Genomic DNA, 16135 nt, shown 5'->3' on the forward strand with positions numbered 1-16135 from the left:
CCGGCAGGTCAGTGCTTGCCGATAATGACTGGGTCGTCGAGCGATGCAGTACCTTCCCCGGCGCGGATGTTCGATGCCACCAGATACTTTCCTGTCTCGATGATCTCGATATTCTTGCCATCGGGGTCTTTGAGGATCATGAATTTCGACCCCGCAACAGGTCCGTGTTCGGTTACCTGAGGCTTTGCATGGATCGTGTATCCCTTTGCAGTCCACTCGTGGTATGCCGCATCGATGTCTTCGACCGACAGGCACGGGTACGCATAGCCGATGTCGTCCTGACGTCCGTCGAATTCGGCACGACGGACAGGGTGGAACTCGATCAGCTCGAAGATCACATCCCCGATGGCGAGGAGCGCAACCCGCTGCTCATGTTCGGGCAGGCCGAGGGCCTGAGCCGTGTCTGCTCCCGACTTCACGTGTAGAGCCATCCCGGGGACCACGCCGAACGCATCCTCGAAGAACGCGAGAGTGCGCTCAAGACTTGTAACGGTGATGCCGATGTGATGGAACTTGACTTGCACTGCCATCTTTCACTCCAGTCTTCGGTGATAATTTTTTGACTGACGATCGGGCGTATGGGCTCCCGAACGTTTCGAATTCCGTCGTCACAGATCCAGTACGAGGCGTGGGGTCTTCGACCGTCCCACGCAAATCATCATGGTGGCGCCTTCTGCTCGTTCTTCCGGGGACAGCAATTCGTCGTGATGTTCGGGTCGCCCCGCGAGTACCTTCGTTTCGCATGCCCCGCAGATGCCTTGTTCACAGGAGAAGTCAACGTCGCCGATTGCATCGATCACAACATCGAGAATCGATCGGTCTGCGGGCACAGTGACCGTTACTCCGGACCGACGGAGTTCCACCTCGAACGCGTGCCGCTCCCCCTGCGGCTCGTCGGTCGCGACGAACCGCTCGATGCGTAGATCGATGTCGTCGCGGGTCGCGGACACTTCATGCTCGATCGCCGCCAGCATTGGTGCTGGTCCGCAGCAGTACACTGCTGCCCCCGCTGGAGCATCTCGCACGACCGCTCGCAGATCTGGGAATCCTGCGTCGTCCTGCGGGACGAGCTCGACGCGGTCGCTGCCCAACGCGGTGAGGTCATCGGTGAATGCCATTCGGTCGAGGGAGCGCCCCCCGTAGACGAGACGCCACGGCAAACCACGTGCTTCGATCTCTCTTACCATTGCGGAAATGGGGGTGATTCCGATTCCGCCGGCAACGAACACGTATTTCTCTGCGTTGACCAGGGGGAATCGGTTTCGTGGCGGACGGATCCCCACAAGCGCGCCGGGTAGGAGGTGCTCGTGAACCTCCATCGATCCGCCACGGCCGTTGGCGTCCCGGTGTACCGCGATTTGATATGCGTCAAGGCGGCTTGGATTACCGCACAACGAGTATTGCCGGGTTAGCCCCGACGGAAGTATGAGGTCCACGTGTGCGCCCGGCGACCAGGGGGGTAGCTGTGAACCGTCAGTGGGGCACAATTCCAGCGCGACGACATCCAATGCCACGTGTTCTCGACCGACTACTTGCACCGGAACCATTGCGTTGGTATTGGTCAGGTCCTCGGCAGATCCTTTGTCGATCACGCTCACACCACCATAATCTTCGTCGAGAAGTCGCGAATCACCACAATCTCCTTACGGCTTCCCGCAGGCATCGCATAGCGAACCATGCGCCCGGCCCCGCGGCGAGCCGCGGAGTCGGCGCGGGAGTGCCGGATGGCTCCCATTCAGATTGGTTAGTACTTACTACAGTAAGTGGCCGTAACCGCCCCGTCAAGGTCGGCGCCGGCCATGCTGACGCCTTCAGGGAAGCAGTTGATCGCGGCGGATCTTGCCCAGATCGTTGCGCGGCAGCACGTCGACGAAACGAACCTCGGTTGGCCGCTTGTACGGTGCTAACCGCTCTGTGGCCCACTTGATCACCTCGTCGGAGGACAGGCCGTCGGCAACGACGAATGCAACGACCGACTCACCCCACTCCTCGGACGGCCGGCCGGCGACCGCCGCCTCGACCACGGCTGGATGACGACCGATCACCTCCTCGACTTCGCGGGGATAGACGTTGTAGCCTCCCGAGATGATGAGCTCCTTCGAACGCCCCACGATGGCTAGGTAGCCTTCGGCGTCGAATTCCCCCAGGTCACCAGTCCGGAACCAGCCGTCGTCCGTAAAGGACTCTGCCGTAGCAGTCGGGTTGTTCAGGTAGCCTCCGAACACACTCGGTCCGCGCAGCTGGATCTCACCGGCACCGCCCAGGCCATCGGTTGCGAGGCGCGCCTCGACACCGGGGAGTGGGATCCCAACTGTTCCCGGCTTCCGCTCGCCGTCATACGGATTCGAGATCGTGATGACTGTCTCCGTCATTCCGTACCGTTCGAGGACGCGCTGGCCGCAGCCGCTCTCGATTTGGGCATGAAGCTGCGCGGCGAGTGGCGCGGATCCAGATACGCACAGCCTCAATCCACGCAGCGCGGAGAGACGGGGTCCATTCGCGAGCCTGTGATACATCGTGGGTACGCCGAAGAACATCGTGCCGCCCGCCTGTGCTGCGTCCGCGACAGCTTCCGGGGAGAACCTGGGAATCAACTCCATTGACGCTCCTGACACCAACGAGCCGTTGATGCCCATCCCGAGCCCGTGCAGATGGAACAGTGGCAGCGCGAGAATGAGTCGGTCCTCTGGGCTCCACCGCCAGGCAAGCCGGACCGCCTCCGCCGACGCGAGCAAGTTTCCGCTGGTCAGGACGGCACCCTTGGGTGCGCCGGTCGTTCCGGAGGTGTGACAGATCAACGCCGGCGTGTCGCGATCAGCGACGTCGAGCGTGGGCACGCCACCACTGGCCGGCAGGCGAACGTCACATCCGGTAATGACAATCGGGCCGGTCGACGCTTCGGATACCAGTTGCCCCCGTCGCTTGTCGTCGACAATAGCGGCACGTGGAGTCGTGTTTTGGACGATATGTCGGATCTCAGTCGCCCCGTACGCCGTGTTGACTGGCACAACCACCAAGGACATTCGCTGCGCGGCAACGTATGCCACGAGCATGTCGATCGAAGCACCGGACGAGAGGATGAGCCGATCACCTGCGACCAGACCGGCAGCTGCTAGTCGGGCCGCCACGGCGGCGGATCGTTCCTCGAGTTCGTCGGCACGAATCTGCGAGCCGTCCTCGGTTCGGGCGACCACCGCACGGGGATTCTCCAACCATCGCGCGCGCCACGCACGCGGCAGCGATTCTTCGCTAAGCACGTCAGTCGCCAACACGTCGAGCGGTAGGTGTCGGGCCGTGGCCGTAGTGGCCGGCCAGAGATGTGTCACGGTTTCCATCGGTGTTCATCCTCCACGCAATTTGTTTAGCACTCACTATCGGTGATGTCCATTGAACGGTGGGTATTGGTTCGATAGAACTTGTCGGTCCCACATCGGAGGACCCGAAAGGGCTGGACTACCGCTCAGATAAGTATGTATAGTACAAACTCCAGCAAAGGAGGTTGGGGTGTTCAAATTCGTCGCCTTCGATCAGGCCGGCTACGTCCGGGAAGATGCCCATGGCTTCGACAGCCACGTCTTCTTCGGGGACCGCAAAGCAGAGGGGCCCGGTCCGCAGATCTACATCAACGCAGTCGACCCAGGTGTCAAACTCGCCGCACATTTCCATCGCATCGATCAGTTCCAGGTATTCTTCGGCACCGAAGGGGCGGTGTTCCAGCGCAAGCCCATTCCGTCGGTGTTCGTGCACTACACAGACGCATACTCGTCCTACGGTCCATTTTCCGCCGCACAGGACGCGCCATTGCTATATGCAACAATCAGGGCGAAGTCCAGCAACTACGGCGGCGTCATGCCGGGCGCGCGCACCGAGCGACCGCACGTCGGCCGGCGCCAGCTATCGAAGTCTGTGGATGGTTGGCAACCGAGCGACCTCCCCGGAACCGGCACCTCCGAGACGGTCGAGATTTTCCCACGCGACCAGGACGGTCTCGCGGCAACACTCGTGCGGCTCGGTGCCGGGGCGACGTACGATACCCCGTCGACGTCCGCAACGGCTGGCCGCGCGTGGTGCGTACTCGCCGGTGACATCCTTACGTCCGACCAATCCAAAGGCCCCCGATCGATCGGCTGGCAGGACCACTCCGACGATGACGATGTCGCGACGCTCACCGCAGGCGCGGACGGCGCGAGTCTTCTCGCGCTCGACTTTCCATGGCCCGCCACCGACACCGTGACGGTGGATCCGACCTAACAGATCCGTTTGTGACGCCGTCCGCCCGATCAGTCCGGTAGGACGGCGTCACAGTCGCGTGTGCACAGCCGGAGGGCGTACCCCGCCAATCCCCCTGCCACGACCGAGAGGACCCCGATGAGTTTGCCCGTTTCCCTGAGCAGAGGCCTACGTCTGCCCGTAATCGCCTCACCGATGTTCATCGTGTCAGGACCCGAACTAGTGGTCGCGCAATCGACTTCCGGTGTCGTCGGCTCCATCCCGTCACTCAACGCGCGCCCCCAGGCCGTCCTTGCAGACTGGCTCGCCCGAATCGGGGACGATCTGGCGGCACACGACGCCGCTCACCCTGAGCGCCCATCCGCGCCCTACGCAGTCAACCTGGTCGTGCATCGCAGCAACGACCGCCTCGACTCCGACCTCGATACCATCGTCCGTCACCGAGTCCCGATCGTCATAACCTCACTCGGCGCCCGTCCGGAGGTCAACGATGCAATCCATTCGTATGGCGGCGTCGTCTTGCACGATGTCATCAACAATGCATTCGCACATAAGGCCGTCGAGAAGAATGCCGATGGCCTGATTGCCGTCGCGACAGGAGCGGGCGGACACGCAGGCACGCAATCGCCGTTCGCACTGCTACAGGAGATCCGCGAATGGTTTGACGGGCCACTCGTGCTTTCGGGTGCGATCTCGCACGGGCGCGCGATACTCGCAGCCCAAGCCGCAGGCGCGGACCTTGCTTACATCGGCTCGACCTTCATAGCGACCGACGAGGCCAATGCCGATATCGCGTATAAGCAGATGATCGTAGACTCCACCGCTTCCGACATCGTGTACTCGAGTCTGTTTACCGGCATCCATGGGAACTATCTCCGACCGAGCATCCTCGCGGCCGGTCTCGATCCCGACAACCTGCCCTCCTCCGACCCGACCGCCATGAACTTTGCGGAGAAGTCGCAGGTGAGTATCGTCAGTGAATCGAAACCGTGGCGCGATATCTGGGGTGCGGGACAGGGCATCGGCGTGGTCAATTCAATTCAGCCAACCGCCGTTGTCGTGGACAGGCTGGTCGACGAGTACGCCGAGGCACGGCGTCGATTGGTCAGCAGCAGTGAGTATGGGCGCCTGACGCAACCGTCCTGACCGAGCTTTGCAGAGGAACTGACGGCACCGCCCCGGATGGGTACGGTGCCGTCAGTCGTTGGGGCATCCGGCGAAACCGCTCGGCAAGGAGCAACCGAAACGACGCCTCATCCCTGCCTGCTAGGGATGAGGCGTCGTTGGGTGTGACTGTCGAGGTCCTCAGTGCCGTCGGCTCGGTGCTACTACCTGCGTGAGGCGATGCATCCAGCTTCCGGAGGTGGGCATCCCCGACCGTGCCACGCGCACGGATTGGAACCCGACCGCGATCAAGAGCGCAACTCCGTTCGCTACCTCGGTCACCCAGAACGGCGCGCCACCGAGTTCGAGCCCTTTGACGACGATCGCGAGGGTGTAGACGGCGAGCAGTGTGCCCCACACGTTGTAGGTGCCAGGTTTGACCTGGGTGGAGCCGAAGAACATCGCGGCCGCCGCCGGGAAGAGATAGTGCGGGCCGATTGCGAAGTCTCCGGTACCTACGCGTGAGGACACCAGGACTCCTGCGATTCCTGCGAGCAGCGCGCTGGCGACGAATGTCAGGAAGATCAGTCGCCGTACCTGCAAACCGGCCAATCGCGCCGCCTCGGTGTTCCCGCCAATGGCGTAGAGGTAGCGGCCGAGTGGGGTGTGGCGGAGCACGTACCACAGCGCGACGGCGATGATGATCAGATAGTAGAAAACTACTGAGACACCGAAGATCTCGTTTTGCGAGAGGGCGAGGAAGCTCTGGGGCAATCCGAAGATCTGTTGGCCATTGAACGCGGCTGACCCGACTGCCTCAATCATCGACATCGTCGCAATGGTTGCGATAACCGATTCGATGCGGATGACGGTGATCAGGAATGCGTTCAGCACACCGATCAGTGAGCAGAAGGCGAGTGCGATCACGATCGCCGCCGGCCAGGGCACGCTCCCGCTGGTCATCAGCCACGCGCAGACGAGCGAGCTGACGCCGACGGTCGCGCCGACGGTCAGGTCGAAGTTGTGCGTCGTGTAGGGGATGAGGAAGGCCAGCGCGACGAGTGCCGTGATCGCCTGCTGGTACAGGAGCGATTTGAAGGTCGTCTCGGTGTAGAAGAGGTCGGGAATCCAGAACGCGAATACGATCATCGCGAAGCCTGCGACATACAGGGCGCTGACTTTACTCGGCGAGAGTGCGGACAGGACGTGCGGCAGTATCTTCCGCGGTGGCGATGGCGTTTTCACGCGGTGATCGGGCAATGGATCAGTGGTGGGGGTCGTTGTGGAGTCGTTGACGAGGTGTTCGCTCATGATGACCTATCGGAGAGTGCCGGGCCGGTTCGATGTGTTCAGGAGGCGCAGGAGGCAAGCAATTCGTGCTGGTTGAGGCGATCGCCGGACAGCTCGTCGGCGACCTTTCCTCGGCGCATGACGACAACGCGATGGCATACGTCCGGCAAGTCTTCCGGCTCTGCAGTACACAACAGGACCGCTGTGCCGTTAGCGGCCGATTCGCGCAACAGTTCGTAGATGGCGCTTTTCGCGCCCACGTCGATCCCCTGGGTCGGCTCGTCGAGGACGAGCACCTTCGGGTCGAGGCGTAGGGCCCGTGCGAGCAGGGCTTTCTGCTGATTGCCGCCGCTGAGGGTCGAAATAACTCGCTCTGGGTCGGAGGGTCGCAGGCCGACTGCGTCGATCCATTTTCGGGCTTCATTCGTCTCGGTCGCCCGACCGAGTGTCGCGTGGCGCCAGAGTGGACTCAGCTGGGCCAGTGTGATGTTCTCGCGAACCGTGAGATTCGGTATCACGCCGCGGCGCAGCCGGTCGCTGGGAACGACGGCGATGCCCTGATGTATCGATCGCCGAGGTGAATCCGCCGTGACCGGATTCCCGGCGATCTCTACCACTCCATTTGTTCGTGGATTGGCGCCGAAGACTGCGTCGGCGAGGAGCTCGCGACCTGACCCCAACATTCCTGCCACACCGACAATTTCACCGAATCGTACGTCGATGTCGATGCCCTCGAGCCCGGGAGCGTGTAGTCCGCGGCATTGCAGTGCAATGCCGGAGCGCGGCGCGGCCAGGGATCGCGGCGTGGACAATCGGTCCCCGATCATCATGGTGACGAGCTCCTCGCGGGTGAGCACGTCCGTCTCGCGAGTGCCGACCAGACGTCCGTCCCGTATGACTGACACCCGGTCGGCGAACTCGAAGACCTCGTCGAGACGGTGGGTGATGTAGAGGACGCCTGCCCCTCGGGCGACGACCGAGCGGATCGACTTGACCAGGACCTCGACCTCGTCGTGAGGCAGTGCCGCGGTCGTCTCGTCGAGGACCATGAGCCCGTACTCCGTCCTCCATCCCAGCAGACCGCGTGCGATCGCGACGATCGCCCGTTCACTGGCGGTCAGCTTGGTGATCGGCGCCTCGAGGTCGAGGTGGCCCAAGTCGAATCCGTCGAGAACTGACTGGACGCGGGCGCGGGCGTGGCGCCAGTCGATTTTGCCGAAACGGTTGGTGCGGTATCCGTGTGACAACCCTATGTTGTCGAGGATGCTCAGCGACTCCACGAGACCGAGGTCCTGGTGGACGAAATGTGTGCGTGTGCGCGCCTCGGCGTTGAGTGGGAAGCCAGACTCTTGTCCGAATACCGATGCCGTGGCCCCGGGTTCGGGTGTATGGAATCCGGACAATACTTTGGCGAGTGTGGATTTGCCGGATCCGTTCTGACCCACGATCGCATGGATCTCTCCGGAGCGGACTTTGAGGTTTACTGAATCGAGAACCGTGTTGCCGCCGAACGCCTTCGAGACGTCGTGGATGTCGAGAGCGAGCGGCACGGATTCAGGGGTCTCATTCATTGTGGGGTGCCCTTCCCCCAGATTCGGGCGAAGTGCTCGTCCAGCTCCGGCAGGACGATGGTGCCTTCTTGGTTTACGTTGGCGCTACCGACATTCGCCGGTGTCAGCAACTGCGTGGGCATCAACCACTCGTCTGCGGTCTGCATGGAGCCGCCGAGCATGCCTCGCGCGAGCGCGTCGACCGCGACGTATGCCATGTACGGATGGGTGTAGGCAAGGTCGGCGGCCTCGGTGCCCTGATTGAGGTATTGGATGTTGCTGGCGCCGGCGCTTTGTGTGAACAACTTGACGTCGCTCAGGCCCGCTGCACGCAGTGCGTCGGGCACGCCTGTGACCATGTCTCCGAACGCCAGGAAGACGTACTTGACGTCGGGATGCGACTGCAGGTAGCTGACCACCGTGCCTGGCAGGTCCTTGCCGATCGACGAGAAACCTTTGACGTCGACGACCTCGACTCCGCATCCAGGGCACGTGTCGTTCAGGCGGGTGCGGTAGGTATCCCCGATTCCCGCCAGCGTCCGCTGCACGGGGATTGTGAATACGACGCTTGATCCAGTTCCGTTGCTGTCGGCCACCATCCAGTCGGCCGCGTCCTCGGTGATCTGCTTGACTACCCGGCTCGACGACATGACGTTGACCGACCGTGACGTCCACGCTGGGTCGTCGGTGATCGCGCCGAGCACGATCGGAACGCCGCGGCCGGCGATCTGGTCGAACTGGGCCTGCCACAGGCTGGGGTCGCGGCTGTTGACGTAGAGTCCGTCAAGGTTGGGGTCACGGGCGATCTCGTCGAACGTATCTGTGATCTTCTCCGATGACGTGTCGACGGTGCGGATCTCCACTTCGATGCCGAGCTGTTCCGCCGCGTGGCGGAACAATGCGTCATTGGCCGAGCCTTTTGCGGTTGTCGGCAAGACCACGACGATGCGCTTGCCGGCGGGGTTTCCCGGGAGCGGCCCCGGGTCGTAGTCGACGGTTGGTGGCTGCTCGAGTTGGGCGACCCGGGCCCGTGCATTGTCGATGTTTTCCTGGGGTGTGGTCCCTCTGTCTGCGCCGCTGCCGGAGCTCGAACATGCTGCGCTCGCACTGATCACCAGTGCTGCTCCCGTGATGACTGTGCCGATCCGACGGCCGATTGTTTGCACTGCCACTCCTCTGAGTCGTTCTCGAGCCCAGCAGGCCGAGTGTGTCGTACGACACACTATGACGGCCACGATCAGCATGTCAAGTAAGTACTATCCTTCATTAGTTTGGATTGAAATATCGTACTTGGCAGTCATTTTGAGTCGACACGATCGAATCGAACGGAGCGAGAGCCTGACTTAAGAACTCTGCTCTCGCGTCACCTGCATAGCCGGCCGGAGGCAGCGACCGACGGCGTGCGGGGTCGCGCTAGTTACGACCATCCGCGGCGCTGGTCATCGGATCCGGGGCGCATGCCGAGAATCCGCAAGGGGCGCTCGGACACCGGGAGAGGTCGCGCGCTTGTCCGCCTCGTCGGGTGCTCGACGAGGCGGTTCCGCGCGAGAAGTTCAGGATCCCGAGCGTGAATTGATAACTGCGGATCAGATTCCGATACGGCTGGCGAGTTGTTCGCGATGGTAGGTCGGGTCACCGAACAGCAGTTCGCTCGTCTTGGCCCGTTTGAAATACAGATGTGCGGGGTGCTCCCAGGTGAATCCGATACCACCGTGGATCTGGATGTTCTCGGCGGCCGCATGGAGGTATGCCTCGGAGCAATAGGCCTTGGCCAGGCTCGCGACCGCCGGCAGTTCGTCGTCCCCACCGGCGGCGATCCATCCACCGTAGTATGCGGCGGATTTTGCCGACTCGACTTCAAGCAGCATGTCGGCGCACTTGTGCTTGATCGCCTGGAATGTGCCGATCGGCTTGCCGAACTGCACTCGCGTTTTCGCGTACTCGACGGACATCTCCAATACGAACTGGGCACCGCCGACCTGCTCTGCGGCAAGGGCCACCGCGGCCAGATCGAGCATGTGCGAGAGTGCGCTCCAGCCGTCTCCGTCCCGACCGATCAGCCGCGCGGGCGTCTGCGCAAACGTGACCCGGGCCTGCTTTCGCGTCTGGTCCATAGTTGTGAGCGGTTCCACCCCGAGCCCTGGTGCCCCCGCCGGAACGGCGAACACCGATACCCCGGCCGCCGTGCGCGCAGCGACGAGGATCAAGTCGGCGACCGCCCCGTCGAGCACATACAACTTCTCACCCGTCAGTTGCCAGGAACCGCCCGTTTTGATGGCGCTCAGCTGTACACCCTCGGCATCCCAGCGGCCGGAATGTTCGGCGAGAGCGACCGTCGCGATGGTTTCCCCCGAGGCGAGGCCTGGCAGGTAGTCCGCGCGAGCGCTGTCGTCGTCGACGGCCAACAAAAGGTTCGTGGCGAGCGCGACGGTCGAGAAGAATGGTCCGCAATACAACGCCCGTCCCATCTCTTCAAACACGAGGACCAGTTCTGGGTAGCCGAATCCACCGCCTCCGAACTTCTCGGGGATTGCAAGCCCTTGCAAGCCCAGCTGTTCAGCTGCCTGTCGCCATACGGCGGGATCGTAGCCCTCAACCGTCTCCATCAGCCGGCGGACTTCCGACTCCGGTGACTTCGCCTGCAGGAATCTGCGGACGGTTGCGCGCAGTTCCTCCTGGTCGGCATCGAAGGTGAAGTTCATTGCTGTCTCCGCTTCCTACGGTCGAATGTCGGGGACCGCCCGCGGCCGGTCCGCCTCTCCCCCGTCGTACGGGGTTCACAAAGCTGTTGGGATTCGCTGGACGGTGACCGAGCGGTCACGCGGCCAACGGCTGCCCGGGCCCCGTCGAAATCGCTGGCAGGGCCCGGGTGCGTATTACTGCTTGGGCAACCGTGCGTACCCTCGCGGTCCCTCGTACACGTTGGACCCGATCTCCTTGAACAGTCCGCCGTGCTCAGCAACCAGTTCGTCGATTGTCCACCGGCCGTCCTTGACGATCAGGTCGGCCACATGGGGCAACCTGACGTGTGCAACGATCCCGCCGTACACGATGAAGGTCTGGCCAGTGATTTCGGCGGCAGCGTCGGTACCGAGGAACGCGACGAACGGTGCGATGTTCGACGGATCCATCGCGTCGAAGACACCGTCGACGACCTTGAATTCGCCCGCGCGGTTGGATCCGTCGAAGGTCGTGGTGGTCAGCCTGGTCCGGGCGCGCGGTGCGATCGCGTTGACCGTGACCCCGTACTTGGCCGTTTCCTTTGCCACCGCGATCGTGAACGATACGATGCCCAACTTTGCCGCGTCGTAGTTCGACTGGCCGGCGTTGCCAAACAGGCCCGACTCGCTCGTGGTGTTCACGATCGCGCGGTGCTTGGTTGTACCCGCTTTCGCCTGCTCGCGCCAGTGCGCGGTAACCGCGCGCGTCGGTAGGTAGTGGCCGAGAATGTGCACGTCGATCACCGACGCCCACTGCTTTGGTTCGGAGCTGAATACCATGCTGTCGCGGAGGATTCCGGCGTTGTTGACGAGGATGTCGACGTCGCCATAGATTTCGAGCGTCTGCTTGACCAGTCGCTCGGCCCCGGCCGGATCGGCGACGTTGTCGAAGTTCGGCGTGGCCTCGCCGCCGAGTGCGCGAATCTCGTCGCACACGGTCGCAGCGGGCCTTTCGTCGCTGCCTTCGCCGTTCCAGTCACCGCCCATGTCGTTTACGACGACCTTCGCGCCTGCCGTGGCCAATGCGAGGGCTTCCTCACGTCCGATGCCGCGTCCAGCGCCGGTGACGATTGCTACCTTGCCGTCGAGCTGTCCCATGTTCTGTGTCTCCGTTCTCAGGTTCGGGTGAAAATCGAATTACGCTGCGCGTTCGAGGATGTGGATGCCGCATGCGGAACCCAGCCCGATGACATGGGCAAGGCCGACCCGTGCGCCGTCGATCTGGCGTTCGCCTGCCTCACCGCGCAGGTGGGTGGCGACCTCGTAGAGGCCGGCCACGCCGGTTGCACCGATCGGGTGGCCCTTCGAGATCAGGCCGCCGGAGACGTTGACCGGGGTCGATCCGTCACGGCGCGGCGCGCCCGAGTCGATGAACTCGCCGGCGCCGCCGGGCTCGCACAGACGCAGGTTGTCGTAGTGCACCAGCTCCGCGGTCGCGAAGCAGTCGTGCAACTCCACCAGGTCCAGGTCGGCTGGTCCGACACCGGCCACCTCGTAGGCCTTATCGGCTGCCTGACGGGTGAGTGTGTTGATGTCGGGCATCGCGTGACCGGTTGGGGTGTAGGGGTCGGTGGTGAGGATCGAGGCACTGATCTTGACACTTCGGTCACGTTGCGCGGCGTCGAGGGACCGTCGCTTCTCGTCCGAGACGAGCACCAGGGAGGCCGCTCCGTCCCCGGTGGGGCAACACATGAGGACGCTGTTGGGATAGGCAATCATCTCAGCGGCCATGATCGCTTCGACGTCATAGACATCGCGGTACTGGGCGAGCGGGTTGAGCGAGGAGTGGTAGTGATTCTTCTCGGCGACCTTGGCGAACTGCCGGAACGTAACGTCGTGCTGGCGTGCATAGTCCATGCCCGCCTGGGCAAACACGCCCGGCATGAGGCCGGTCCCCAGGATTCCTTCGGTTCCCATCACGGCGCCAAATCGGCCACCCGGGGTATAGACTTTGCGGTCGGAACGAGCCTTTGCGCCTGCCCCGAGCATCCCCATCTTGCCCATCTTCTCGACACCGACAACGAGCGCGACATCGGCCTCGCCCGACTGGATCGCCAGGTGAGCGGCACGCACGGCTGTCGCCCCCGTCGCGCAGGCATTGAAGACGTTGTACGTCTCGATTCCCGTTTGACCGATCTGCTTTTGGATTCTCTGTGCGACCATCCCGCTCGACTCGTAGGCGTTACCCACGGCGAAGACCTGAACGTCGCCCATCGTCATGCCCGCATCCGCGAGCGCGGCCTGTGCTGCGGAGGCACCGAGATCGATCAGGTCCATGTCCGGGAGACGTCCGAAGCGGGTCATCGCTGCACCGACGATCCAGGTGGATTGCTTACTCATCAGTCGAACTCCCTCACTGTTCCTGGATGTATCCGAATGCGACGGCCTCCGTGCCGTCGTCGTCGACGCCGGCCACGAATGTTGTGAGCCGGACGCGCCCGCCGATGTTCACGGCGTCAGGGTCCGGCCGGACGTCGACGAGGTTGGCCTTGATCACTCCGCCGCCGTCGAGTTCGACCACCGCCGAGATGTACGGTGCGGGCACCTTCGGCGCCGCGCGGTGCACGATTGTGTAGCTGCGGATGTAGCCGGTGTTCGCGACCGGACGACTCTCGAATTCGGTTGCACTGCAGCGTGCACAACCATTCCTGCGATCGAAGAACAACGCGCCGCACGCGACGCAACGCTGCGCGACCAGATGCGGTTCATCGTCGAGCACCAGATAGCCGACCATGGGGATCTTGGCAGTTGTTACGGTCATGACCTCATCCTAGGTAGTAAAGTAAGTACTCCACAACTATAAGTTTCGGGCAGCTGCGGACCCAGACCTCCGGCGGTGGCAATTCTCACTTTGGCGAATGGCGCGTATACGTGCAGAAACACCGAATCGACGCGCACGATTGGGCGACTCAGCAGATTCCGACACCTTCGATGTTTGAGAGAGAGAAGCGCACTGCTGTAGTGTCTACTTTCATTCGTCGACGGGACGATCGAACTCCGAAAAACTTGGGAGCGACGCGGTGACCCTCGAAATTGAGCTCGGCCCCGAGGCCGACATCTTCCGCACAGAAGTGCGGAATTGGCTAGCGATCAACAGACCTGCCGAACTGATCGGCGTGGACCCGGACCATGCCACGACCCCCCAGAATGCGGCATTGGCCGACTGGGCCGAGACTGTCCACCGGGCCGGTCTGATGTGCATTTCATGGTCGGCTGAACATGGCGGGCGAGGCCTCTCCTCTATCGAGATGTCGGTATTGGACGAGGAATTCGCACGCGCTGACGTCCCTCGACCAACCCGCGGCGTCGGCGAATGGCTGGTCGCGCCTGCGATCATGGCCTGGGGTACGGACGAGCAGAAGAAGTACTTTCTTCCGCGGATTCTCGATGGCACCGACGTCTATTGCCAGGGGTTCTCCGAGCCGGAAGCCGGCTCAGACCTTGCCTCGCTCCGCACCGCGGGACGCATAGACGGCGATGAGATCGTCGTGAGTGGACAGAAGGTGTGGACATCCGGGGCCACTCGCGCCAACATGCTGTTCTGCCTGTGTCGCACCGACCCTGCTGCTCCGCGGCATCATGGGATCTCCTACGTACTGATCCCGATGCGGCACCCGGATGGCTCTGCGAACGGCATCGAGCTACGCCCGATCCGACAGATGACCGGCGACTCCGATTTCACGGAAACGTTTCTCGATGAAGCGCGCGCGCCCATCGACAACATCATCGGAGGCGTGAACAACGGGTGGAACGTCACGATGACGACGCTAGGGAGCGAGCGTGCCGGTAGCACCACAACGCAACACCTTCCCTTTGCACGCCAGTTGAGGATGGCGATTGAGCTCGCACAATCCAATGGGACCAACACCGATCCGGTAGTACGCCAGCAGCTGGCGTGGGCTCATACGCATGTCGAAATCATGCGATATCAGGGCCTGGCGTCGCTCAGCGAAGCGATCGCAGGTCGTACGGCCGGTGCACGTGCATCGATCATCAAGATGTTCTGGTCGGAGTATTCACGCGCATTTCTCGATCGGGTAGCGAATGTGCGGGGGGCGGAGGCGATGATCCTCCCGATGCAGTCGGCCGGGCGGTACGAACCGGACTATTGGACCGCGAGCATGCTTCAGAGCCGTTCGAGCACGATCTGGGGTGGCACGGCTGAAGTCCAGCGCAACATCGTCGCGGAACGCGTACTGGGACTTCCCCGCGGAAACTGACGCCTGCCCGGCGTTGGGGATGGCGGCGCCCGAAACCTTCGAATTGCCGCCGTCCCCTATGCCGGTCGCCTCGCTACGATCGCCCCGGCCAGGCCCCGGTGAACCGCGGGGCGCGCTTCTCGACGAACGCCGCCCGCGCCTCGGTTGAGTCACTCGACCCGAGATTGTCGATCTGCGCCATCGATTCACGGTCGAGACTCTCGTCGAGCGATGAAGACCCGCCTGCAGTCAACAGGCGCTTTGTGACCAGCTGGGCGATCGGCGCACCGAGCAGAAGTCGCTCGACGAGCAGGTCCATCGCCTCGTCCAACGCCCCGTCCGGTACCACCCGATTCAGCAGACCCAGCTGTCGGGCTTCCGTAGCCGACACAATGTCGCCGGTCAGGCACAACTCCTTCGCGCGGTGCAATCCGATCAGCCGCGGAAGGATCCACGATCCACCGCAGTCGATCGACAATCCGCGGCGTACGAAGATCTCGGAGAATCGACTCCTTTCCGTCGCCACGGTGAGATCGCACGCCAGAGCGAGGTTCATACCCGCCCCCACGGCGTCGCCGTCGACCCTCGCAATGGTGACTTTCGGCAGACGGTGCAGCGCGAGCACAACGGAGTTGATCACCTCCATCTGGCCCAGCGGGTGCATCCGCGGTGCCGGGGCAGCGAGATCCGCACCCGAGCAGAACGAGCCTCCCGCACCACTGAGGATCACGATACGGATCGTCGGATCGAGAGCGATCTCGTCGAGGACGGCTCGGAGCTCCTGCCACATCGCCCAACTCATCGCATTCTTACGGTTCGGCTTGTTCAACGTAACGGTGACGACTTCGGCGTTTCGGTCGTCCCTGGCGAGGAGGATCCCCGTCTCGGTGGGGGTCGCGGTTTCGGTTGTTGTGCTCACGGCATCTCTTTCTTCACAGAAGGGTCACTCACCGACGCCTACGGCCGCGGCGTCGAAGCGGTTGGCATCAAACCAATGTTATCGAAGTAACTACTATCTGTACTAGACTGAGCGGGTCGTAGC

14 protein-coding genes are annotated in these 16135 nt (G+C 62.7%); 3 read left to right on the top strand and 11 right to left on the bottom strand.

The genetic code is table 11. The annotated features are described in order from the left end of the window. Nucleotides 1-8: 8 nt before the first annotated feature. From OYT95_RS38810 to OYT95_RS38820, 3 genes are all read right to left on the bottom strand, one after another. The gene (locus OYT95_RS38810) at nucleotides 9-530 is read right to left on the bottom strand and encodes a VOC family protein (RefSeq protein WP_268792896.1); all 522 of its coding nucleotides are present in this window, start codon (nucleotides 528-530) and stop codon (nucleotides 9-11) included. Nucleotides 531-608: 78 nt separating this feature from the next. Continuing rightward, on the bottom strand, nucleotides 609-1598 hold the full coding sequence (locus OYT95_RS38815; protein ID WP_268792897.1) for a PDR/VanB family oxidoreductase: 990 nt from the start codon (nucleotides 1596-1598) through the stop codon (nucleotides 609-611). A 213-nt stretch (nucleotides 1599-1811) separates the two neighbouring features. Next, a complete protein-coding gene (locus OYT95_RS38820; protein WP_268792898.1) occupies nucleotides 1812-3335 on the bottom strand; it encodes an AMP-binding protein in 1524 nt (507 codons plus the stop codon). A gap of 169 nt (nucleotides 3336-3504) precedes the next feature. Here OYT95_RS38820 and OYT95_RS38825 point away from each other — a divergent pair, with 169 nt between their 5' ends. Further along, nucleotides 3505-4251, top strand: coding sequence for a hypothetical protein (locus OYT95_RS38825; RefSeq protein WP_268792899.1), 747 nt, complete (start codon nucleotides 3505-3507; stop codon nucleotides 4249-4251). 117 nt (nucleotides 4252-4368) lie between these two features. Then, nucleotides 4369-5376, top strand: coding sequence for an NAD(P)H-dependent flavin oxidoreductase (locus OYT95_RS38830; RefSeq protein ID WP_268792900.1), 1008 nt, complete (start codon nucleotides 4369-4371; stop codon nucleotides 5374-5376). Nucleotides 5377-5535: 159 nt separating this feature from the next. Here OYT95_RS38830 and OYT95_RS38835 read toward each other — a convergent pair whose 3' ends face one another. The 7 genes from OYT95_RS38835 to OYT95_RS38865 all read right to left on the bottom strand — a co-directional run bounded on the left by OYT95_RS38835 (nucleotide 5536) and on the right by OYT95_RS38865 (nucleotide 13655). Next, complete coding sequence (locus tag OYT95_RS38835) at nucleotides 5536-6579, bottom strand: ABC transporter permease (RefSeq protein WP_268792901.1); 1044 nt, start codon at nucleotides 6577-6579, stop codon at nucleotides 5536-5538. A 104-nt stretch (nucleotides 6580-6683) separates the two neighbouring features. Further along, complete coding sequence (locus OYT95_RS38840; protein WP_268792902.1) at nucleotides 6684-8195, bottom strand: sugar ABC transporter ATP-binding protein; 1512 nt, start codon at nucleotides 8193-8195, stop codon at nucleotides 6684-6686. After that, complete coding sequence (locus OYT95_RS38845) at nucleotides 8192-9340, bottom strand: sugar ABC transporter substrate-binding protein (RefSeq protein WP_268792903.1); 1149 nt, start codon at nucleotides 9338-9340, stop codon at nucleotides 8192-8194. The genes OYT95_RS38840 and OYT95_RS38845 overlap by 4 nt, the downstream gene beginning before the upstream one ends. 420 nt (nucleotides 9341-9760) lie before the next feature. Continuing rightward, nucleotides 9761-10876: an acyl-CoA dehydrogenase family protein gene (locus tag OYT95_RS38850; protein ID WP_268792904.1), complete on the bottom strand. Its 1116-nt coding sequence runs from the start codon at nucleotides 10874-10876 to the stop codon at nucleotides 9761-9763. A gap of 174 nt (nucleotides 10877-11050) precedes the next feature. Further along, a complete protein-coding gene (locus OYT95_RS38855; RefSeq protein ID WP_268792905.1) occupies nucleotides 11051-11992 on the bottom strand; it encodes an SDR family NAD(P)-dependent oxidoreductase in 942 nt (313 codons plus the stop codon). 39 nt (nucleotides 11993-12031) lie between these two features. Next, on the bottom strand, nucleotides 12032-13234 hold the full coding sequence (locus OYT95_RS38860; protein ID WP_268792906.1) for a thiolase family protein: 1203 nt from the start codon (nucleotides 13232-13234) through the stop codon (nucleotides 12032-12034). Nucleotides 13235-13247: 13 nt separating this feature from the next. Then, the gene (locus tag OYT95_RS38865; RefSeq protein WP_268792907.1) at nucleotides 13248-13655 is read right to left on the bottom strand and encodes a Zn-ribbon domain-containing OB-fold protein; all 408 of its coding nucleotides are present in this window, start codon (nucleotides 13653-13655) and stop codon (nucleotides 13248-13250) included. Between the two features lie 259 nt (nucleotides 13656-13914). Between OYT95_RS38865 and OYT95_RS38870 the strand changes: the two genes are divergently transcribed. Then, nucleotides 13915-15114 (top strand): acyl-CoA dehydrogenase family protein, encoded by a 1200-nt coding sequence (locus tag OYT95_RS38870; protein WP_268792908.1) that lies wholly within the window; start codon nucleotides 13915-13917, stop codon nucleotides 15112-15114. Between the two features lie 73 nt (nucleotides 15115-15187). Here OYT95_RS38870 and OYT95_RS38875 read toward each other — a convergent pair whose 3' ends face one another. Then, nucleotides 15188-16012, bottom strand: a complete 825-nt coding sequence (locus tag OYT95_RS38875; RefSeq protein WP_268792909.1) for an enoyl-CoA hydratase/isomerase family protein — start codon at nucleotides 16010-16012, stop codon at nucleotides 15188-15190. Nucleotides 16013-16135 lie beyond the last annotated feature (123 nt).

It is taken from the genome of Rhodococcus sp. JS3073, assembly GCF_026810085.1.
In the GTDB taxonomy this organism is placed as follows: Bacteria; Actinomycetota; Actinomycetes; order Mycobacteriales; family Mycobacteriaceae; genus Rhodococcus_F; species Rhodococcus_F wratislaviensis.

What these genes read in the sequence shown, in the direction of transcription:
- OYT95_RS38830 (WP_268792900.1), top strand. Translation starts at nt 4,369, where the DNA reads ATGAGTTTGCCCGTTTCCCTGAGCAGAGGCCTACGTCTGCCCGTAATC.
- OYT95_RS38860 (WP_268792906.1), bottom strand. Translation starts at nt 13,234, where the DNA reads ATGAGTAAGCAATCCACCTGGATCGTCGGTGCAGCGATGACCCGCTTC.
- OYT95_RS38855 (WP_268792905.1), bottom strand. Translation starts at nt 11,992, where the DNA reads ATGGGACAGCTCGACGGCAAGGTAGCAATCGTCACCGGCGCTGGACGC.
- OYT95_RS38820 (WP_268792898.1), bottom strand. Translation starts at nt 3,335, where the DNA reads ATGGAAACCGTGACACATCTCTGGCCGGCCACTACGGCCACGGCCCGA.
- OYT95_RS38840 (WP_268792902.1), bottom strand. Translation starts at nt 8,195, where the DNA reads ATGAATGAGACCCCTGAATCCGTGCCGCTCGCTCTCGACATCCACGAC.
- OYT95_RS38810 (WP_268792896.1), bottom strand. Translation starts at nt 530, where the DNA reads ATGGCAGTGCAAGTCAAGTTCCATCACATCGGCATCACCGTTACAAGT.
- OYT95_RS38865 (WP_268792907.1), bottom strand. Translation starts at nt 13,655, where the DNA reads ATGACCGTAACAACTGCCAAGATCCCCATGGTCGGCTATCTGGTGCTC.
- OYT95_RS38850 (WP_268792904.1), bottom strand. Translation starts at nt 10,876, where the DNA reads ATGAACTTCACCTTCGATGCCGACCAGGAGGAACTGCGCGCAACCGTC.